Origin of the sequence: Alteribacillus bidgolensis (assembly GCF_002886255.1) — a bacterium.
GTDB lineage: Bacteria > Bacillota > Bacilli > Bacillales > Marinococcaceae > Alteribacillus > Alteribacillus bidgolensis.
The window spans coordinates 980,664-998,110 of the sequence record NZ_KZ614149.1 but is presented as its reverse complement, the minus strand read 5'-3'; the positions used below and the strand labels follow the sequence as shown (position 1 = coordinate 998,110).

At 38.3% G+C, this 17,447-nt stretch carries 17 protein-coding genes and 1 tRNA gene; 14 read left to right on the top strand and 4 right to left on the bottom strand.

Features of this window, described 5'->3' with window-relative positions:
• Positions 1-107: 107 nt before the first annotated feature.
• Positions 108-629, top strand: coding sequence for a diaminobutyrate acetyltransferase (gene ectA, locus CEF16_RS05190; protein WP_091580561.1), 522 nt, complete (start codon positions 108-110; stop codon positions 627-629).
• Between the two features lie 3 nt (positions 630-632).
• Positions 633-1,907 (top strand): diaminobutyrate--2-oxoglutarate transaminase, encoded by a 1,275-nt coding sequence (gene ectB / locus CEF16_RS05185; protein ID WP_091580559.1) that lies wholly within the window; start codon positions 633-635, stop codon positions 1,905-1,907.
• A gap of 147 nt (positions 1,908-2,054) precedes the next feature.
• On the opposite strand, the gene CEF16_RS05180 is transcribed toward ectB, so the two are convergent.
• Positions 2,055-2,282 (bottom strand): hypothetical protein, encoded by a 228-nt coding sequence (locus tag CEF16_RS05180; RefSeq protein WP_091580557.1) that lies wholly within the window; start codon positions 2,280-2,282, stop codon positions 2,055-2,057.
• A 493-nt stretch (positions 2,283-2,775) separates the two neighbouring features.
• Between CEF16_RS05180 and CEF16_RS05175 the strand changes: the two genes are divergently transcribed.
• From CEF16_RS05175 to CEF16_RS05160, 4 genes are all read left to right on the top strand, one after another.
• Positions 2,776-3,507 (top strand): YheC/YheD family protein, encoded by a 732-nt coding sequence (locus CEF16_RS05175; protein WP_091580554.1) that lies wholly within the window; start codon positions 2,776-2,778, stop codon positions 3,505-3,507.
• 74 nt (positions 3,508-3,581) lie between these two features.
• Positions 3,582-4,322, top strand: coding sequence for a YheC/YheD family protein (locus CEF16_RS05170; protein ID WP_170031616.1), 741 nt, complete (start codon positions 3,582-3,584; stop codon positions 4,320-4,322).
• Between the two features lie 234 nt (positions 4,323-4,556).
• Entirely contained in the window at positions 4,557-4,913 is a 357-nt protein-coding gene (locus CEF16_RS05165) for a YuzC family spore coat inner layer protein (protein WP_091580549.1), read from the top strand.
• Between the two features lie 101 nt (positions 4,914-5,014).
• A complete protein-coding gene (locus CEF16_RS05160) occupies positions 5,015-5,473 on the top strand; it encodes a gamma-glutamylcyclotransferase family protein (RefSeq protein ID WP_091580546.1) in 459 nt (152 codons plus the stop codon).
• A gap of 79 nt (positions 5,474-5,552) precedes the next feature.
• On the opposite strand, the gene CEF16_RS05155 is transcribed toward CEF16_RS05160, so the two are convergent.
• Positions 5,553-5,649: transfer RNA gene (locus CEF16_RS05155), tRNA-Sec, on the bottom strand.
• 135 nt (positions 5,650-5,784) lie between these two features.
• Here CEF16_RS05155 and selB point away from each other — a divergent pair.
• Together selB and CEF16_RS05145 are read left to right on the top strand one after the other, a co-directional pair.
• Positions 5,785-7,680, top strand: a complete 1,896-nt coding sequence (selB, locus tag CEF16_RS05150; protein ID WP_091580543.1) for a selenocysteine-specific translation elongation factor — start codon at positions 5,785-5,787, stop codon at positions 7,678-7,680.
• A gap of 1 nt (position 7,681) precedes the next feature.
• On the top strand, positions 7,682-8,704 hold the full coding sequence (locus tag CEF16_RS05145) for a glycosyltransferase (RefSeq protein WP_091580541.1): 1,023 nt from the start codon (positions 7,682-7,684) through the stop codon (positions 8,702-8,704).
• A 5-nt stretch (positions 8,705-8,709) separates the two neighbouring features.
• Here CEF16_RS05145 and CEF16_RS05140 read toward each other — a convergent pair whose 3' ends face one another.
• Positions 8,710-9,597 carry a selenium metabolism-associated LysR family transcriptional regulator gene (locus CEF16_RS05140; RefSeq protein WP_091580538.1) on the bottom strand — a complete coding sequence of 296 codons (888 nt, stop codon included), beginning with the start codon at positions 9,595-9,597 and terminating at the stop codon, positions 8,710-8,712.
• Positions 9,598-9,730: 133 nt separating this feature from the next.
• Here CEF16_RS05140 and phnD point away from each other — a divergent pair, with 133 nt between their 5' ends.
• The 6 genes from phnD (at position 9,731) to CEF16_RS05110 (ending at position 16,978) form a co-directional block, all read left to right on the top strand.
• The gene (phnD, locus tag CEF16_RS05135) at positions 9,731-10,654 is read left to right on the top strand and encodes a phosphate/phosphite/phosphonate ABC transporter substrate-binding protein (protein WP_091580760.1); all 924 of its coding nucleotides are present in this window, start codon (positions 9,731-9,733) and stop codon (positions 10,652-10,654) included.
• A gap of 29 nt (positions 10,655-10,683) precedes the next feature.
• The gene (phnE, locus tag CEF16_RS05130; RefSeq protein WP_091580535.1) at positions 10,684-11,445 is read left to right on the top strand and encodes a phosphonate ABC transporter, permease protein PhnE; all 762 of its coding nucleotides are present in this window, start codon (positions 10,684-10,686) and stop codon (positions 11,443-11,445) included.
• 21 nt (positions 11,446-11,466) lie between these two features.
• The gene (gene phnC / locus CEF16_RS05125; RefSeq protein WP_091580533.1) at positions 11,467-12,216 is read left to right on the top strand and encodes a phosphonate ABC transporter ATP-binding protein; all 750 of its coding nucleotides are present in this window, start codon (positions 11,467-11,469) and stop codon (positions 12,214-12,216) included.
• Between the two features lie 452 nt (positions 12,217-12,668).
• On the top strand, positions 12,669-14,402 hold the full coding sequence (locus tag CEF16_RS05120) for a sensor histidine kinase (protein WP_091580530.1): 1,734 nt from the start codon (positions 12,669-12,671) through the stop codon (positions 14,400-14,402).
• Positions 14,403-14,406: 4 nt separating this feature from the next.
• Positions 14,407-15,144, top strand: coding sequence for a LytR/AlgR family response regulator transcription factor (locus tag CEF16_RS05115; protein ID WP_091580528.1), 738 nt, complete (start codon positions 14,407-14,409; stop codon positions 15,142-15,144).
• 382 nt (positions 15,145-15,526) lie between these two features.
• Positions 15,527-16,978 (top strand): carbon starvation CstA family protein, encoded by a 1,452-nt coding sequence (locus CEF16_RS05110; RefSeq protein ID WP_091580525.1) that lies wholly within the window; start codon positions 15,527-15,529, stop codon positions 16,976-16,978.
• 191 nt (positions 16,979-17,169) lie between these two features.
• On the opposite strand, the gene CEF16_RS05105 is transcribed toward CEF16_RS05110, so the two are convergent.
• Complete coding sequence (locus CEF16_RS05105) at positions 17,170-17,358, bottom strand: hypothetical protein (protein WP_091580522.1); 189 nt, start codon at positions 17,356-17,358, stop codon at positions 17,170-17,172.
• Positions 17,359-17,447 lie beyond the last annotated feature (89 nt).

The following is a 17,447-nucleotide window of genomic DNA, read 5'->3' as shown; positions in this document are numbered from 1 at the left end:
CCACCTTTGAGTTTATGTAGAAATTTCAATATTTGGAGTAAGGTTTTACTAATAAGTGTTTGTTTTTTTACGGATATTAATCCATATAAATAAATATTTTGGGGGAGATGACACTGACTTCGATTAAAACTCGCACGTTTCGGCATCCTAATATTAATGACGGTAAAAAAGTTTGGGAGCTCGTTCGAGAAATAGATGTATTAGATTTAAATTCATCTTATTACTACTTAATTTTGTGTGAGTATTTTTCCAATACGTGCATGGTAGCAGAGAACGAGGGAGAAATCGTTGGTTTTGTTTCTGGTTTTCGCCATCCTGAACATCACGATATTTTGTTTGTTTGGCAAGTAGCTGTTGCTAAATCAGAGCGAGGAGAAGGTCTTGCCACAACTTTGATCCAAAAGCTTTTAAAAAGCGATGAATGTTCTGATATTAAAGCTATTCAAACAACAATTTCACCTTCCAATAAAGCTTCCCTAGCTCTTTTTCGGAAACTTTCGGAACATCTCGGAGCAAACATGGTGAAAACGCTGCGGTTTTCTTCGGACGCCTTTCCAGGTAATGAGCATGAAGCAGAACAAACTTATGAGATTAGCCCTATATTGGGAAATGGAAAAGAGGAGGATTAAATCATGACGATAAAAATTAATTCAGATTTAAATATTTTTAATGAGCATGAATCAGAAGTTCGAAGCTATTGCCGCAGTTTTCCAACCATTTTTTCGAAAGCCCAGGGAGAATTTCTATGGGATAAAGAAGGCAATGAATTTATAGATTTTTTTGCAGGAGCTGGAGCATTAAATTATGGTCATAACCATCCTAAAATGAAAGAAAAGCTTTTAGAATATGTGCAAAAAGATGGTGTTACCCACGGACTGGATATGGCGACGGAAGCAAAGGAAGACTTTATTAAACAGCTCCAATCGATCGTTCTTGAACCTCGGAATATGGCATATAAAGTGATGTTTCCAGGACCGACGGGAACCAATGCGGTAGAAGGGGCGTTAAAATTAGCACGGAAAATAACAGGACGCACAACGGTAATGAGTTTTACCAATGCATTTCACGGTATGACATTGGGAGCACTTTCTATAACAGGTAACGAATTTAAACGTCACGGGGCAGGGATTCCGCTGCATAACGCGGTTGTCATGCCATATGATAAATTTTTAAAAGATGGGTCAGATTCGACGAAATATCTTGAACAGTTTTTATCGGATGATGGCAGCGGGGTCTCAAAACCAGCCGCGATTATTTTAGAAACAGTTCAAGGTGAAGGCGGTATTAATGTTGCTAGTTTTGATTGGCTTAAACGAGTCGAAGAAATCTGCCGGAAATTTGACATCTTTTTAATTGTTGATGATATACAAGCCGGGGTAGGTCGAACCGGAACATTCTTTAGTTTTGAACCGGCAGGAATTAAGCCGGATATCATCTGTTTGTCTAAATCAATAGGCGGATATGGACTTCCATTTGCTATTACGTTAATGAAACCTGAACATGACATTTGGGAACCAGGTGAGCATAATGGGACGTTTCGAGGAAACAATTTAGCGTTTGTAACAGCTTCAGAAGCTTTACATTTCTGGGAAGATGACACGTTGTCTAAAGAAGTAGAACGTAAAGGTGACATCGTTCAAGCAAGATTAGAGAAATTAGTTGAGCATCATCCAGAACTGAATGGAGAAGTGCGTGGAAGAGGATTAATGAAAGGATTAGCCTGTCATGTGGAAGGAATGGGAAGTGATATTTGCTGCAGCGCATTTGAAAAAGGATTGATATTAGAAACAGCAGGTATTGATGATGAAGTGGTAAAAGTAATGCCGCCATTAAATATTAAAGAAGAATCCTTAGAAAAAGGGTTAGACATTTTGGAAGAAAGTGTTAAAACCATCTTGAAAAAATAACAAAAGGAATGGCATTCACGGGGACAATCCATGAATGCTTTTCTCTATTTTTGAAATGTTTAACTTTGTTAAGGAACAAAGTATAAGTAAAACTACGACTTCCGCCGTAAGGCTCGGCGGCAAGCCGAGTTTTTCTAACAACAACCTTTATTCCGGGACATCTTCATACCAGCAATCGCTGTTTTCCCAAGCGTTTTTCACATTACAGGCCTCACTTAGTGATGCTTCTGTACTTGGCGTATTTTCTTCCTGCACAGCTTCTTTTAACATTTGAACAATAGGTTCGTATTCCGCTTTTGTATTGTCTTGTTCAAGCGAGCGCAAAAAACCTTCCAACATGACTTTTTCTTTTTGTGTTTGTGTTGAAATATGCAAGAATGAGATCCCTCCTTTTTTATACTTACAAAAAAATAAGTTTTTATAGTTAACAGTACAAGCAAAACTACGGCACTCAACATACAATGTGATTTTTAGTAGTAGAAGTTCCTTTTACCTTTTGTTAGGCGGTTTCCACTACATGGCGCAAGCTGAGTTTTTCTAGTAGTAAACCTGTCTAACAGACATATGCCTGTGTTTTTCTTATTATTTGTGTTTAGCAGGTATACATGCATATTAGAAAGTTGATGATTTTGGGAAAAATGGTAGTTTATTCCAATGTTAATTGATTCTTAAATAAAAATTTATCGAATCAGCATAGATAACAGAAGGCTGTTTTGACATTATTTTTTTAGTGATTCTATTAATGGTTGAAAGCCTTATTTTCAATATTCACTTTATTATTTCCCATATATACCCTTACTTATTTTATATTTATGAATAAACTGAAAAGGTAATAGATTCAGTGATAAATAGAGGAGGGATAGAAAAATTGAAAATAAGCGGGAGAAATAAATGGAAATTATACCTTGCGATGAAGAGAAATAAAGAGCTTAGGCCTTATCTCGTTCACACCAAAAAGTGGAACAAAAAAAACTTTGAGAGAATGTTATCTAAAAACAAATCTATTGTTGTGAAACCAAACAAAGGATTGAAGGCGAAAAATATTTATTTCATATTCAAAAGAAATTCCAAAAGTTATGTCGTTCAACTATACGAAAATAAAATTTATTTTTCATCTCGTCAAAGAGTATATGAATATATGAAAAAAAGAATTAATAATACCTCTTATATTATTCAAAAACGTATTAAAATGGCAAAAATAGACGGACGACTCTTTGATATCCGGGTCATTCTGCAAAGAAAATCTATAAATTTACCATGGGAAGCAACGGCTCACAAAGTGAGGGTGGCAAAAAAAGGAAGAATGGTAACAAATGCTAGTAAGGGCGGAAATATTTTATCTTTTGATGAGGCCATGAATCAAAGTAATATTTCAAATGAAGAAAAAGGATATTTGTTAGATCACATTAAAGATGTATCCATTCTAGCAGCAAACGCATTAAACCGGTATTATCCAAAGAAACGGCTTTATGGAATAGACATTGGAATAAAAAAGGATGGATCGCTTCATATTTTTGAGATCAACCGTAAACCTTCTTTGAAGGGTTTTACTGATTTACAGGAACAACGGCTTAAGGAGTATAAAGAAGATAAACGGTAATTCTTTTTCATTTATTAAGCTGCTTTCTCTTTTTAGCTTATATCTTCAAATAAAAGAGGGATGTTAGGATGGTAGTGAAATTAAAAGGAAGAAATAAATATAAAATGTATTTTGCTTTAAAGAAAGATGAAGCTCTGCAAAAACATCTTCCTGCTACATTAAAATGGAATAGACAAAATTTTATTAATATGTTAAAAAAATACAATTCTGTTGTTGTAAAACCACGAAGCGGCCGGCAAGGTCAAAGAATTTATTTTGTTAGTAAAATAAATTCAAAGTATCTGGTGCATATAAACAAAACAAGGAAGTATTTTAAAAGAAGAACAGCCGCTTATAATTATATTAAAAAGTCAGCAGAAAAAAGAAAGTATATTATTCAACAAGAAATTGATCTTGCAACCATCGATGGGAAGCGTTTTGATTTCAGGATTATCGTACAACGATTAACAACAAAAGATGATTGGGTTGTAAATGGCATCATCGCAAGAAAAGCTGGAGCGGGATATAAAGTAACGAACAAACGCCGCCGCGGAATTGTCCTCCCCTTAGAAACAGCAATGGAAAAATTAAATGCAGTTGAAAAGAAAGATTTTATCGTAGAAGAGATTAAGAAAATAGCTCTTGCTGCCGCTGAGACGTTAGGACGTTCTTTTCCTAACCAAAAAATATTTGGTGTAGATATTGGAATGAAAGAAGATGGCTCTCTTTATATTTTTGAGCTCAATCGATGGCCATTAATTCAGGGGTTTAAGAGTCTGAAGGATAAAACCCAATATAATAAAATCAGGAAATATAAAAGGAAAGCGAAAAAGTAAATATGGAGTGAGGAAATAATTTAAGAAAGATTTTTTTGCATTTATATTATAATTTATTATGATAAACGATTCCTTTTAATAAACACTCCATCCAATGTTCCTTTTTTGAATTAATAAAGTAAGAATTGTAATGGGGGCAGAGTACAAATTAAAAGACGACGTCAAACGAGTAACTGATACGATTGAAGAGTCATATTTTAATAGTACTTCTTCTTCTAGGAGGGTACTATTTTTATGTATTCCTTTTATCCGCCACGCTGCTGTTATGGCCCTATGCACTATTTACCTCTTAGACAATCACTGCCAGTGAACCCTGAACTTTTGTATAGCTCAGCTCATGAAATGAAAAAGCTTCTAAGAGATGCTGATACAGTTGTCGAAAGTTTGTCTGCTTCAAAAGAATTTGCTGCTTTTTTAATGTCTGCTGCACAAGAATCGGATGAAGAAGAGGTTTTTCGGTTGATTTATTCCATCGGAGTAACCTCAGAGGTAGAAGTGCATTACAATCCTGACGGCATTCGTTTAGAATTTAAATCACAGATAGAGGATTTGGACTGCTGTAAATTAACTTTAGCATTGCGCTGGAATTAACGAAGTTTGTTGCTTCGTCTTAGTTTGGTATAATAGGTGAAAAAAATAGCAATGTTTCGTGATGAAAAAAGCCTCGCAGTGTAATAGGAGGATTTATAAACGTGTATTATTTTGCATATGGTTCATGTATGAATGTAAGGGATATAAAAAGGACGGTGGATGCTAAGCCTGTTGGAGCAGCTGTACTTAAAGACTATCGATTCGGCTACCGTGCATATTCAAAGGCTAGAAAAGGCGGAGTAGCAGACATAATTCCGGAGACAGGCAATGAAGTGGAAGGGATTTTGTTTGAGGTTCCCGACTTTAAAGGACTAGACAAAAGAGAAGGCCACCCTCATTTTTACGAAAGAATCGAAGTGAATGTACAGTTATTAGAGACAAAAGAATGGGTCAAAGCAAAAACCTACAGTGTCGTAGAAAAGTCTGAAGTAGACATCGCTCCTTTCGCTTACTATTCTAGTTTAATTATTGAAGGGGCAAAAGAATTAACCGAAGAGTATCAGCAAAAAATTAAAGTTCTTACCAAAAAACTTCAAAATGATCCCCAAAGTTATGAATAAATACCTTAAAAAACCCTTCTGCTCTCTTTGCAGAAGGGTTTTGTATGGAATATTTCAGGTTATACAAGGAAACAAAATATGGCGGGACCGTCTGGGAATCGAACCCAGCGGAGACGGCACGCGCCTCCCTGAAGGTTTTGAAGACCTCGGCGTGCACCAGCATCGCAACCGGCCCCATAATCATTTGTATTTTACCCGCTCTGGCTGTATTATGCAAGCAGGTAGAATTATTTTCAATCCTTTCTTACTTATAGTAATATTGACACATAATAAATAATATCAGATCGAGCAAAAAAAAGGCGGGAAGTGACATGGGGAAGAGGACATTAACAATAGGTATGGCTGGTCATATTGATCACGGAAAAACCACGCTTACAAAAGCATTAACGAAAATAGATACGGATCGTCTAAAAGAAGAAAAAGAACGCAATATATCAATTGAACCCGGATTTGCTCCTTTACAGTTAACAGATGATTTGGATGTTTCTATTATCGATGTCCCTGGACATGAAAGGTTTATCCGGCAGATGATTGCTGGAGTGGCAGGCATTGATGCAGTTGTCCTTACTGTTGCCGCAGATGAAGGAGTGATGCCGCAAACAAAAGAGCACCTCGATATTTTATCTTTGCTAGACGTAAAGGGCGGACTTATTGCGGTCACAAAGGCAGATAAAGTAGATGATGATTTGCTGGAGCTTGCCGGAGAAGACATTCGTGAAGAAGTAAAAGGAACACCTTTTGAAAAAGCAGAGATGGTATTTGTCGATAGTGTGTCCGGTCGCGGAGTAGAGGAAGTCCGTAAGCAGTTAATATATATTTTAGAAAAAATCCCCGTTCGAGACAAAAAAGGGGCTTTTAGACTTCCAATTGATCAGGTGTTTACGGTCCATGGACAAGGAACCGTTGTGCGAGGCACTGTATATGAAGGAAGTATTTACGAAGGAGATACTGTGCAGGTCCTCCCGCAGCGCAAAAAAACAAAAATAAGACAGCTGCAAATTCACGGCAGCCAAGTACAGGAAGGGATTGCTGGTCAAAGGCTTGCCATGAATCTCAGCGGCGTTTCAAAAGAAGAAATAAAACGAGGAGATGTCGTTGTGGCTGCCGAACATTATGTCACTACATCTATTGTCCACGTCGTATTATTCCCTTCTAAAGAATTTTTTTATGATTTAAAACAGCGGGGATATATTAAGCTTCACCTTGGCACAGCCGAAGTTTACGGAAACATAGTGTTTTTTGACCGTAATGTATTAGAACCGGGAGTACATAAAGTAGTTTGTCAGCTGCGCTTAGACAAACCGGTCGTTACCAAACGAGAAGATCGGTTTATTTTACGCCGGCCAACACCTACTGAAACAATCGGCGGCGGCTGGATCATAAATCCGCAAGGGGAACGTCTTCCTTTTGGCGAAAAGTCGGTGCAGCGTCTCGAAAAAGAATTAGAAGGCACACCAGACGAACTCATTAAAACCGCTCTTCTTGAAGAAAAATGGCTGACCAGAGAAGAAATTGCAAAACAGACAGGACTAACGAAAGAGGACGCGAATGAGCTGGTGACGCAATTAATAGAAAATAGTACAATTTGGGAGCTTTCTAATAAAAAACTGGTATTAAAGGAAACATACGAACAGTTTTGGAAGGAATTAATAGACGAATTAAAAGATTATCATGAAAGGTATCCTTTAAGAACAGGTAAAAATAAAGAAGAATTGCAGTCATTGAAATTACGATCACTGCCAAAAGAACTCATCGAGCGATTTTTAGAAGAAGCAGAGACACAGAACAAAATCAAAAAGCACAAACAATATGTATCACTGCATAGTTTTGCCCCGTATTATCCAAAAGGCTGGGAAAAAAGAATACAGCAATTGCTGGAAAGCTGGAGAAAAGACGGGATTTCAGTGAAACCTTGGGACGAGTATGCAAAAGAACAACAGCTGCCTAATGAACTATCGCAGGAACTGAAACGGTCGCTGCTGCAACAAGAGAAAGCTGTCGGGATGGATGATAAACACGTATGGTCTAAACATGCAGCAGGTGAAGCTGCACAAAAGCTTCGTGATCATCACCCAGCTTCATTTACCCTGCAGGAGGCAAAAGATGTACTTCACTTAACGAGAAAATACCTGGTCCCCCTTTTAGAATGGATGGATGAATCAGGATGGACAAAAAGAATAGATCAGGAAAGAGTGTGGCGTAACTGACATGAAAACTGGAGAAACATTAAACGTATTATATTTAACACCCTATTATTACTCAAAACGAGGTAATGCAACTACTGCAAAACGAATGAAGGAATATTTAAATAAAGCTGGTGTAACAGTGAATGTCTTTGCCTTTAAGGAGGAAACAGCTTCTGCGGAACCATATTTAGAACAAGCAGATATTGTTCATGCACTTCATGTTAGAAAAACAGCAGAGTGGCTTACTTCGAACGAAATCTTTATTCAAAAACCGTTTCTTTTAACAACCGGAGGAACAGATATAAATATAGATCTAAAAGAAAAACAAAAAAAAGACAGCATGGCCCATCTTTTAGAGGATGCAGCAGCATTAACTGTTTTTACTGAAGATGGGAAAGAAAAGGCGGTACAGGATTTTCCCTTCCTTCGTGGAAAAACACATGTTATACCACAGGCTGTAAACATACCTTTACCTAAACAGCAAACTAATTTAGAACTGCCTGATGGTTTCCCCAATATTTTGCTGCCGGCTGGTCTTCGTCCTGTGAAAGATGTTCTGTACGTGCTTGATGAACTTGATGAAAAAAAGAAGTCATATCCCAATCTGAGATTTATGTTGATAGGAGAACCGTTAAATAAAGAAATTGAGCAGCAGGTACTTCATGAGTCTAGTAAACGCCCTTGGTTTACCTATCATCCGCCGGTTGAACCAGAAGAAATGCACATACTATATAAATGGGCAGATGCGGTAGTCAATACTTCCGAGTCAGAAGGACAGCCTGTCAGTCTTTTAGAAGGAATGACAGAGGGAGTTCCTGCATTAGCAAGAAACAACCCGGGCAATAAAAGTGTTGTGCAGCCTGGCTGCAATGGCTATTTATTTTCATCTCCCGGCCAATTTTCCAGACAGTTTGAACAGCTTTTTTCTAACGACCAACTATACCAAAAGTTGTCCGAGCAGGCTCGTGACTATGTTTTGACATATCATCATCCTGTAGAAGAAGCTAAACGATATATTGAATTGTATAAAAATATACTTGAGTAATAGATCTATGTTTTCCTATAGACTGTCTTCCATATTTCTGCTGCGTTTTTGAAAGCGGCGGCTGTTTCCATTTCTTGAGCACTTTTTGAACAGGCGATATAAAAGTCTCTATTATATGGCAAAAATCCTTTAAAAACACAGCCTCTCGCTTTTGCAGAAGGAAGGGCTAATTCGGAAATAAATCCGTAGCCTATTCCTGCTTCTACTAGAGAAAGCAAGCTTTCTGTATTGGGTACGACAGCAGCTGTTTCTAATTCAGGGAGTGAGCCTCTCCAGCTGCTTAAAGCTATTTCGACCGCTTGGTACGTACCAGAGCCTTGCTTTCTTTTCACAAATGAAAAGGATTGAAGATCAGAGAAATGAGTAACTGGGTCATCATCTGCTTCGGGAGGACCGATAACGGCAAGACGGTCTTTCCAAAGCGGATACATATCGATAGTGGCAGAAGACGATTTCGTGCCGACAACCGCAATATCTATTTTGTTTTCAGAAAGTAATGTTAAAACATTGTTTGAATCATCAATATAAAGGTTTAAACGCAGGTGTGGAAACTGATTGTGGCATTCTTTACATATAGATGGTAAAAAATATGTCCCTGGTGTAGTACTTGCACCGATTCGTAAAGTTTGTGTGTACTTTTCTCCACGCTTTTGACAGAGTTTGCGAAGATCTCTCCATTCTTTCAGCCACTCTATTGCTTTTTCATACACTAGTTCGCCCTCTTCTGTTAGTGCAGCAGTCTGCCTGTTTATTAATCGGCTGCCAAGTTCTTGTTCGAGGCTTTTAAGCTGTTTTGTTACCGTTGATTGCGATATTCCCAGCTTATGAGCTGTTTTTGAAAAGCTCCGCCAAGCTGCAAGTTCCGCAAAAACCTCTAATTGTTTTTCATTCATAATGGGCTGCTCCTTTTTACAGATGCTAAATAATTCTTTACAATGATCATAAACAGTGATAGCTTATTAACGCAAGGGTATTCCAATATGGAATCATAGTCATTACATATTAGAAATGGAGAGTGGTACTGTGATGAAAACGTGGGGTATTACTGTTGCTGTAAGTTCTTTATTTTTTTTAGGAGCTTGCGGCGGGGCTGATGAAGAGAATGAAGAAGGAAATAAAAACAGCAGCGAATCTGAGGATGCATTAGAAATTGCCGTTATACCAGCACAATCTTCTGGAGAAATGGAAGATGGATTGAGAAAACTAGAAGAAACGTTAAATGATAGCATGGACCAGGAAGTAGCTGTAGATCACTATCCCAATTATAATGCGGTTGTAGAAGCTTTAAATTATGGGCATATTGATATGGCCTATCTCGGACCGCTTACTTATGTTATTGCTAATGAAGAAAGCGGAGCAGAGGCTATCATTACACAAGAGATTGACGGGGAACCTTATTATTATTCATATATTCTTACCCATAAAGATCAGCCCTGGGATAGCTTAGATGAACTATTGGGGGACTCTGAGGAAGTTGATTTTGCATTTGGAAGTATTTCTTCTACTTCCGGTTCTCTCATTCCAGGTCTTGAACTAAGAGACAGAGGCGTTTTTGAATCCGAAGACGAACATGATTTTGCATCCGTTCGCTACACAGGTTCACATGATGTCACTGCAAGCGCAGTTGAAAGTCAAGAAGTAGATGCTGGTGCGATTGACAGTGCTATTTACAATGAATTAGTTGCGGATGGTGTAATAGACGACAGTCAATTAAAAGTTATATGGGAATCAGAACAATTATACCAATATCCTTGGGCGGTTCCAAGTGATATGGATGAAGATACAAAACAAGCATTACAAGAGGCATTTACTAGTATCGAAGATGAAGAAATTCTTGAAATATTTGGCGGTGCTTCGGCGTTTGTAGAAACGGATCACAGCCAATATGAAAGTATTTCTAAAGCAGCCGAAGACTTTGGCATGCTGAATATGGAAAGCATTGAAGATTAGCATTACAGTCAAGTAAAGGAGTAAAGGCAATGAGCTGGTTCCGGAAAAGAGCCTGGATTTATGCAGTCCTATTAGGTCTGTTTACTTGGTGGAGCATGAGGAAAACAGAATTTGAATGGAACAATTTTGAAGAATTCAACAATGCATATTCTTTTATACATGATCGATTTCTGCCGGCAAGCTGGGATATTTTGCCAATTCTTATTGATCCTATTCTTGTCACATTAGCTGTAGCATTTTTAGGAACGTTTATTGCATTGCTCATTGCCTTGCCGTTAAGCTTTGCAGCTGCAAAAAATACAACGGCAAATCTTTTTTTATATTATGTGAACCGGTTTTTTTTATCTATACTACGCTCGGTTCCGGAGATCGTATTTGGTTTGGTGTTTGTTGTCGTATTAGGACTTGGTCCGTTTCCTGCAGTGATGGCTATTTTACTTCATAATATTGGAGTTTTGGGCAAATTAATATCAGAACTTATTGAAGCAGCTGATGCAGGACCTCAAGAAGCAATGCAATCGGTAGGAGCAGGACGGCGTATTGGAAATTTATTTTCGATATTGCCGCAAATTTGGCCAAATGTATTATCCCATTACTTTTATCGTTTTGAGGTAGCCATTCGTACATCCTTGATTCTTGGGTTCATTGGCGGGGGCGGAATTGGGCAAAAACTAATAAATGATTTTAACAGTTTTAACTATCCAGCTGTAACAGTTGAAGTTATATTGATTATGCTTTTGGTTATTATTGTAGATTTATTTGGAGCGTTTATACGTAAAAAAGTAATTTAAGCAAGTGCACGAGGTGAGAAAATGATTGAATTAAATGATGTGACTGTGTTTTACCCAAAATCTGAGGAACCTGCATTAAATAATATAAATCTTTCCTTCGATCGAGGGGAGTTTGTTTGTGTACTAGGCCCAAGCGGCGCAGGAAAATCTACGATGATACGCACGATTAACGCTTTGCAGCAGGCGACGGATGGCAAAGTTATCATTGATGGGAGCGATATTGCTGAATGGTCTGAATGGAAAAGACGGCAGTGGAGAAGCCGCACCGGTATGATCTTTCAGCATTTTCATCTTATTCCCAGGCTTACGGTAGAACATAATGTTTTAACGGGGCTGTTTGGGCAAAAACATGGCATCGCGGCGTTTGCAGGTGTTTTTTCCCAATCCGAAAAAAACAAAGCACAAGCGATTTTAAAGCAAGTCGGTTTGGAAGAAATGGCTGACCGGCGGGTAGAATGGCTCAGCGGCGGACAAAAACAGCGCGTTGGAGTGGCCAGAGCACTTATGCAGGAGCCCGAAGTTTTTTTAGGAGATGAACCGGTTGCAAGTCTCGACCCAGGCACAGCTCGATCAATTTTTCAGCTTTTAAGAGAGGTACATGAAAGAAAAAATCTCACCACGATAATAAATGTTCATGATGTTACACTTGCTAAGGAATTTGCCACTCGTATCATCGGATTATCTCATGGTGAAGTCATTTTTAATGGCTCGCCAGACGACTTAACATCTATAGGTCTTGAAACCATTTACGGAAAAGCGCTTCAAGCGTAAAATGATTTTTATATTCAATCAAAGCTCGAGATCCTAATATGGTATCTCGAGTTTTTTACACTTTTTTGGAAAAAATAAAGTAACCTATTATTTGAATCAATTCCATAAGGAAGTGCTATTTTGATTATCAAAAACGAACATTATATCGATTGTAGCGGAAGGCGGCGACTTCGGCGGGATAAGATTGAGCTGAAGACCACGCAGGCAGCTTGCTGCCGAGGAGGCTGAAGCCAAGCCCGTGGTAAAGAAGACACTACGAGAACAAACAAAGTGAGTGGGAGTAGATGTCGCACTTGTGCCCCGAGGGTGAAAGCGTCCGCCTGAAGCGAAAATCGAACGATAACGAGGGAATTTTATAATGTTCGTTTATAATGATATAGAAATGAATATGAAATTCATTCATATTATGTTTTATTCTAACCATGCAAAAGCATGTAATAAGGGGTACGTTCATGTTTGAGTTATTGTTCACGATGCTAGAACGTCTAGGGATTATTGTAACGATTGCTTTTATCCTCACTCGGTTTCCTTTTTTTAGAGGGTTGTTTTATCAAGACCGGTTAAACCGAAAACAACAGTATACCGTGATTTTTTTCTTTGGCTTTTTTGGAATTATTGGTACGTATTCCGGATTAACTTTTAGCACGGAAACTCTTCAATTTAATCGTTGGACAGCTGAAGTCGCTGCAGATGAAGCAATTGCTAATTCTCGAGTAATTGGTGTTGTATTAGCTGGACTGCTTGGTGGCTATAAAGTAGGCGTAGGCGCTGGTCTCATTGCTGGTATTCATCGTTTTACTCTTGGCGGCTTTACCGGTTTTTCTTGTAGTATCGCTTCTATCGCAGCTGGTCTTATCGCAGGGGCAGTGTACAAGCGTAACCACCATGTGAAACTGAAAACCGCTTTTTTTGTAGGAGGGATTGCCGAAGCAGTGCAGATGGTCATCATTTTAATGCTTTCAAGACCATTCGAAGCAGCTGTCACATTGGTGGAAGCTATTGGTCTTCCAATGATTATCGCAAACGGACTCGGTTCAGCTCTTTTTCTTTTAGTGATCAAAAATGTAATGAATGAAGAAGAAAAAGCAGGGGCTCTGCAAGCACAAAAAACATTAAGGATTACTGATCAAACATTAGCACACCTCCGCCAGGGTATGACAACGGCATCTGCGCAGCAGGTTTGCCGGATCTTATACAATGAGATTGATTCCAGTGCAGTGGCCATTACAGACCAAACCCACATATTGGCTCATATTGGGGACGGAAGCTCTCATCATCGTACAAACAGCCTTATCCAAACGGATATAACAAAAGATGTCCTAAACAAAGGAAAGCTTGTGGTAGCCACGGATCAAACCATACACTGTGCGAATGAAAATTGCCAGCTTGGTGCAGCTATTATTGCCCCATTAAAGCAGCGTGGTGAAACTGTTGGAACATTAAAAATTTATTTTCATTCCGAAAAAGAAATCACCAGTGTTATTAAAGAATTAATTGCAGGGCTGAGTGACCTTTTAAGTCATCAGCTCGAAGTTGCACAAGCAGATAAAGCGTACCAGCTTGCAAAGGAAGCGGAAATTAAAGCTTTACAAGCACAAATTAGTCCGCACTTTCTTTTTAACTCGCTCAATATCATTGTTTCTTTAATCCGAATTAATCCTAAAGAAGCTCGGAATTTACTTGTGTCTCTTTCTCATTTTTTACGACAAAATTTAACTGGAACTACCGTTGATATGATATCTTTAGACCAAGAACTTCAGCACGTAAGAGCATATTTAGCGATAGAAGAAGCCCGTTTTGTAGATAAGTTAAAAATCTTCTACGACATTGATGAGGATGGGCTTAATACAAATATTCCACCGCTTACGCTGCAGCCAATTGTTGAAAACTCAATCAAACATGGATTAAAAAATAAAAATGAGGATTGTTTCGTAAATATTGTCATTCACAAGAGCCAGCATGGAGTAGAAGTGAAAGTAGAAGATAATGGACATGGCATGGCTGAAGAAACGATTGATAAAATTCAACATGGACGGGCAATGTCAGAAACTGGAGCGGGCATTGGGCTTTTCAATGTTAATCGAAGACTGACGATGATGTTCGGAGAGAAAGCTTTCCTTCAAATAATAAGTAAACCTGACATTGGAACGAAGATCACTTTTTTCTTACCCAGTGAAGGAGGATAATGAAATGGAAACAGCTATTACCGTACTCATCGTTGATGACGAACGTTACAGCCGGGATGAATTAAAACATTTAATCAGTCAACATCCTTCGCTTTCCATTGTAGGTGAAGCTGATTCAGGAGAAAATGCTATTATTAAAGCACTCCAACTTGAACCGGACGTTGTGTTTTTAGATGTAGAAATGCCAAAAATGAATGGCATGCAAACAGCTAAGTCACTTGAAGAGCTAAAAAAAGTACCGCTTATTGTATTTGCTACCGCTTATCCACAATTTGCAGCAGAAGCCTTTCGGTACGAGGCTGTCGACTATTTGTTAAAACCTTATGATGAAGAACAATTAAACCAGGCGATCAAGAGAATTAAAAAAATTTTGCAGCCAATCTCAACCGAAAACCAAACTGTAAAAAATCCACTTGGAAAATTGGCAGTCGACGAAGATGGTGAAATATTTTACCTTGATCCAAAACAAATCATTTATATTTACCGAGAGGAAAAAGTCTCAAAGGTTATCACAAATGAGGCGACATATGAAGTGAAAACACCATTAAAAGATTTAGAAGTACGGCTGTCTTCATATGCTTTTTTTCGCATACACAAAAGCTATCTTGTCAATTTAGATTACGTGGTTCGCCTTACTCCATGGTTTAACGGCGCTTATCAGCTTAAAGTAAAAGGCGAAAAGGATACGCTTTCTGTTAGTCGAAATTACGTTAAAGCATTAAGAGCACGATTAGAGCTGTAAAGCAGTTCGCTGGATAAAGCGAACTGTTTTTTCATTTTGCTCAGATGGGGAAGATATTGTTGTAAGTGATGTCGTTAGTCGTCCAAGTCCTTATAAGAGCTTGGCGAGTAAAATCAATAAAACGGCGAGTAAATTGCGTAGATAGGCGAGTAAATCGGAACTTCCAGATAGTATTGTAAAAATATGGATGCGGGAAAGCGATGTTATCATGTTGTCCAAGTGAATCATAGGAAAAGGGTTACATTTTTTGCGTTTGAGGATGGTAATACGACATGATAGTGCTCGTTTTCTACATGTTATTTCCTGTATTCACTATTAGATCGTACGCTGCGTTATACTTCTTTGTAACCGCATTCACAGTTGTAAAAGGGAGGATGACAATATGTATACCTTTTTAATAGCCATTATTTTATTAGTGATAGGATATTTCACATATGGTAAGTTTGTAGAAAAAGTGTTTGGAGTAAATGAAGGCAGAACCACTCCAGCTTATGCTAATCAAGATAACGTGGATTACCTGCCAATGAACTCGAAAAAAAATTCGTTAATTCAACTGCTGAATATTGCAGGAGTTGGACCAATTTTCGGTCCAATTATGGGAGCGCTTTATGGGCCTGTTGCTTTTCTCTGGATCGTGTTTGGGTGTATTTTTGCTGGAGCCGTCCATGATTATTTAACAGGTATGATCTCGATTCGTAATCGTGGTGCTCACTTGCCTGAGCTTGCAGGTAAGTTTTTAGGAAATGTGATGAAGCACGTTGTTAACGTGTTCGCTGTTTTGCTGCTTGTATTAGTTGGTACGGTGTTTGTATCTGCTCCAGCTGAACTGCTTTTTAGTTTGTCAAATGGTTGGACAACGATGAGTCTCATTTTAGCGGCTATCTTTGTTTACTTTATTATCGCGACGCTTTTACCTGTGGATAAAATTATTGGTCGTGTTTATCCGTTTTTAGGAGCCTTGTTATTAATTAGTGCACTCGGTGTCGGGGGAATGCTAGTGTTTACCGGAGCACCGATCCCAGAGCTGTCTTTTACAAATCTTCATCCTGACAATGCACCGATTTTTCCATTATTGTTCTTAACTATTTCATGTGGGGCATTATCTGGTTTTCATGCCACACAGACACCAATAATTTCTCGTACGACACAAAATGAAAAACAAGGTCGTAAAATCTTTTACGGAATGATGATTGCAGAAGGAATTATTGCCATGATTTGGGCGGCAGCTGCGATGAGTCTGTTCAACGGTCCTGCAGGGTTAAACGAATTGCTTGCAGATGGAGGTCCAGCAGCTATTGTTAGTGAAGCGTCAACTTTAATGCTTGGTGCCGTGGGAGGAACATTAGCTGTACTTGGTGTTATTGTTCTGCCAATTACTTCTGGTGACACGGCATTCCGAAGTGCAAGAATGATTATTGCGGATTATATTAAACTGCCTCAAAAGAAATGGCGTAGTCGTTTATGGATTGCTCTTCCTCTATTTGCTATTTCTTTTGTATTAACCAATATTGATTTTGAGCTGCTTTGGCGTTACTTTAGCTGGGCAAATCAGTCTACAGCGGTAATTGCTTTATGGGTCGGATCAATGTATCTATTTATTGCAAAGAAAAACTATTGGATTGCTATGATTCCAGGAATATTTATGACGATGGCAACGACAACTTATATTTTGAATGCACCTATCGGTTTTGGCTTACCAATGAACCTTTCCTACATTGGTGCTGCAATTGCAACTATTATTGTAACCGTTCTCTTTTTCCAGGCGGCGAAAAAAGCCCGAGCGAATCAACTGCCGTTAGAAGAAAACATTAACGATAAAAACAATGTCGCGTAATCACCTATGTATAGGCATAGATGAGCTCACACACTGCACGACTAAATAACATGAAATGGACACTCCTTGGCTTTATGACGCTGAGGAGTGTCTTTTTTCAAAAAGTAAATTTTGGCGTATGTGCTCAAGCCGGTTCAAGCCCACACAATAAAGAGAATTTTTTGCTAACACTTTACTTAGCAGCTTTTTATTTAATATTTACCAAACAGAAACCTTACACCTTTAAAAAGAAGATAAAAAGAAAAAATTAATACAGCAAGAATACCAATGATAGTTGTAACGGGAATGATACCTTCTAAGAAAGTCCCTTCTAATGGAACTTTTATTAACGCAACCCCAGCCAAAATATTTGCTAGCATTAAAAAAATCCAATTATCCATCTTGATTCCTCCTTTCTCCAACATAATATGTGAAAAATAGCGGAAAATGTCTGTCATTGGGAGGAACAAGTTTAAAGTACTAGCAGATT

What these genes read in the sequence shown, in the direction of transcription:
- ectB (WP_091580559.1), top strand. Translation starts at nt 633, where the DNA reads ATGACGATAAAAATTAATTCAGATTTAAATATTTTTAATGAGCATGAA.
- CEF16_RS05165 (WP_091580549.1), top strand. Translation starts at nt 4,557, where the DNA reads ATGTATTCCTTTTATCCGCCACGCTGCTGTTATGGCCCTATGCACTAT.
- ectA (WP_091580561.1), top strand. Translation starts at nt 108, where the DNA reads ATGACACTGACTTCGATTAAAACTCGCACGTTTCGGCATCCTAATATT.
- phnC (WP_091580533.1), top strand. Translation starts at nt 11,467, where the DNA reads ATGATTGAATTAAATGATGTGACTGTGTTTTACCCAAAATCTGAGGAA.
- CEF16_RS05145 (WP_091580541.1), top strand. Translation starts at nt 7,682, where the DNA reads ATGAAAACTGGAGAAACATTAAACGTATTATATTTAACACCCTATTAT.
- phnD (WP_091580760.1), top strand. Translation starts at nt 9,731, where the DNA reads ATGAAAACGTGGGGTATTACTGTTGCTGTAAGTTCTTTATTTTTTTTA.
- selB (WP_091580543.1), top strand. Translation starts at nt 5,785, where the DNA reads ATGGGGAAGAGGACATTAACAATAGGTATGGCTGGTCATATTGATCAC.
- CEF16_RS05140 (WP_091580538.1), bottom strand. Translation starts at nt 9,597, where the DNA reads ATGAATGAAAAACAATTAGAGGTTTTTGCGGAACTTGCAGCTTGGCGG.
- CEF16_RS05115 (WP_091580528.1), top strand. Translation starts at nt 14,407, where the DNA reads ATGGAAACAGCTATTACCGTACTCATCGTTGATGACGAACGTTACAGC.
- CEF16_RS05110 (WP_091580525.1), top strand. Translation starts at nt 15,527, where the DNA reads ATGTATACCTTTTTAATAGCCATTATTTTATTAGTGATAGGATATTTC.
- CEF16_RS05120 (WP_091580530.1), top strand. Translation starts at nt 12,669, where the DNA reads ATGTTTGAGTTATTGTTCACGATGCTAGAACGTCTAGGGATTATTGTA.
- CEF16_RS05105 (WP_091580522.1), bottom strand. Translation starts at nt 17,358, where the DNA reads ATGGATAATTGGATTTTTTTAATGCTAGCAAATATTTTGGCTGGGGTT.
- phnE (WP_091580535.1), top strand. Translation starts at nt 10,684, where the DNA reads ATGAGCTGGTTCCGGAAAAGAGCCTGGATTTATGCAGTCCTATTAGGT.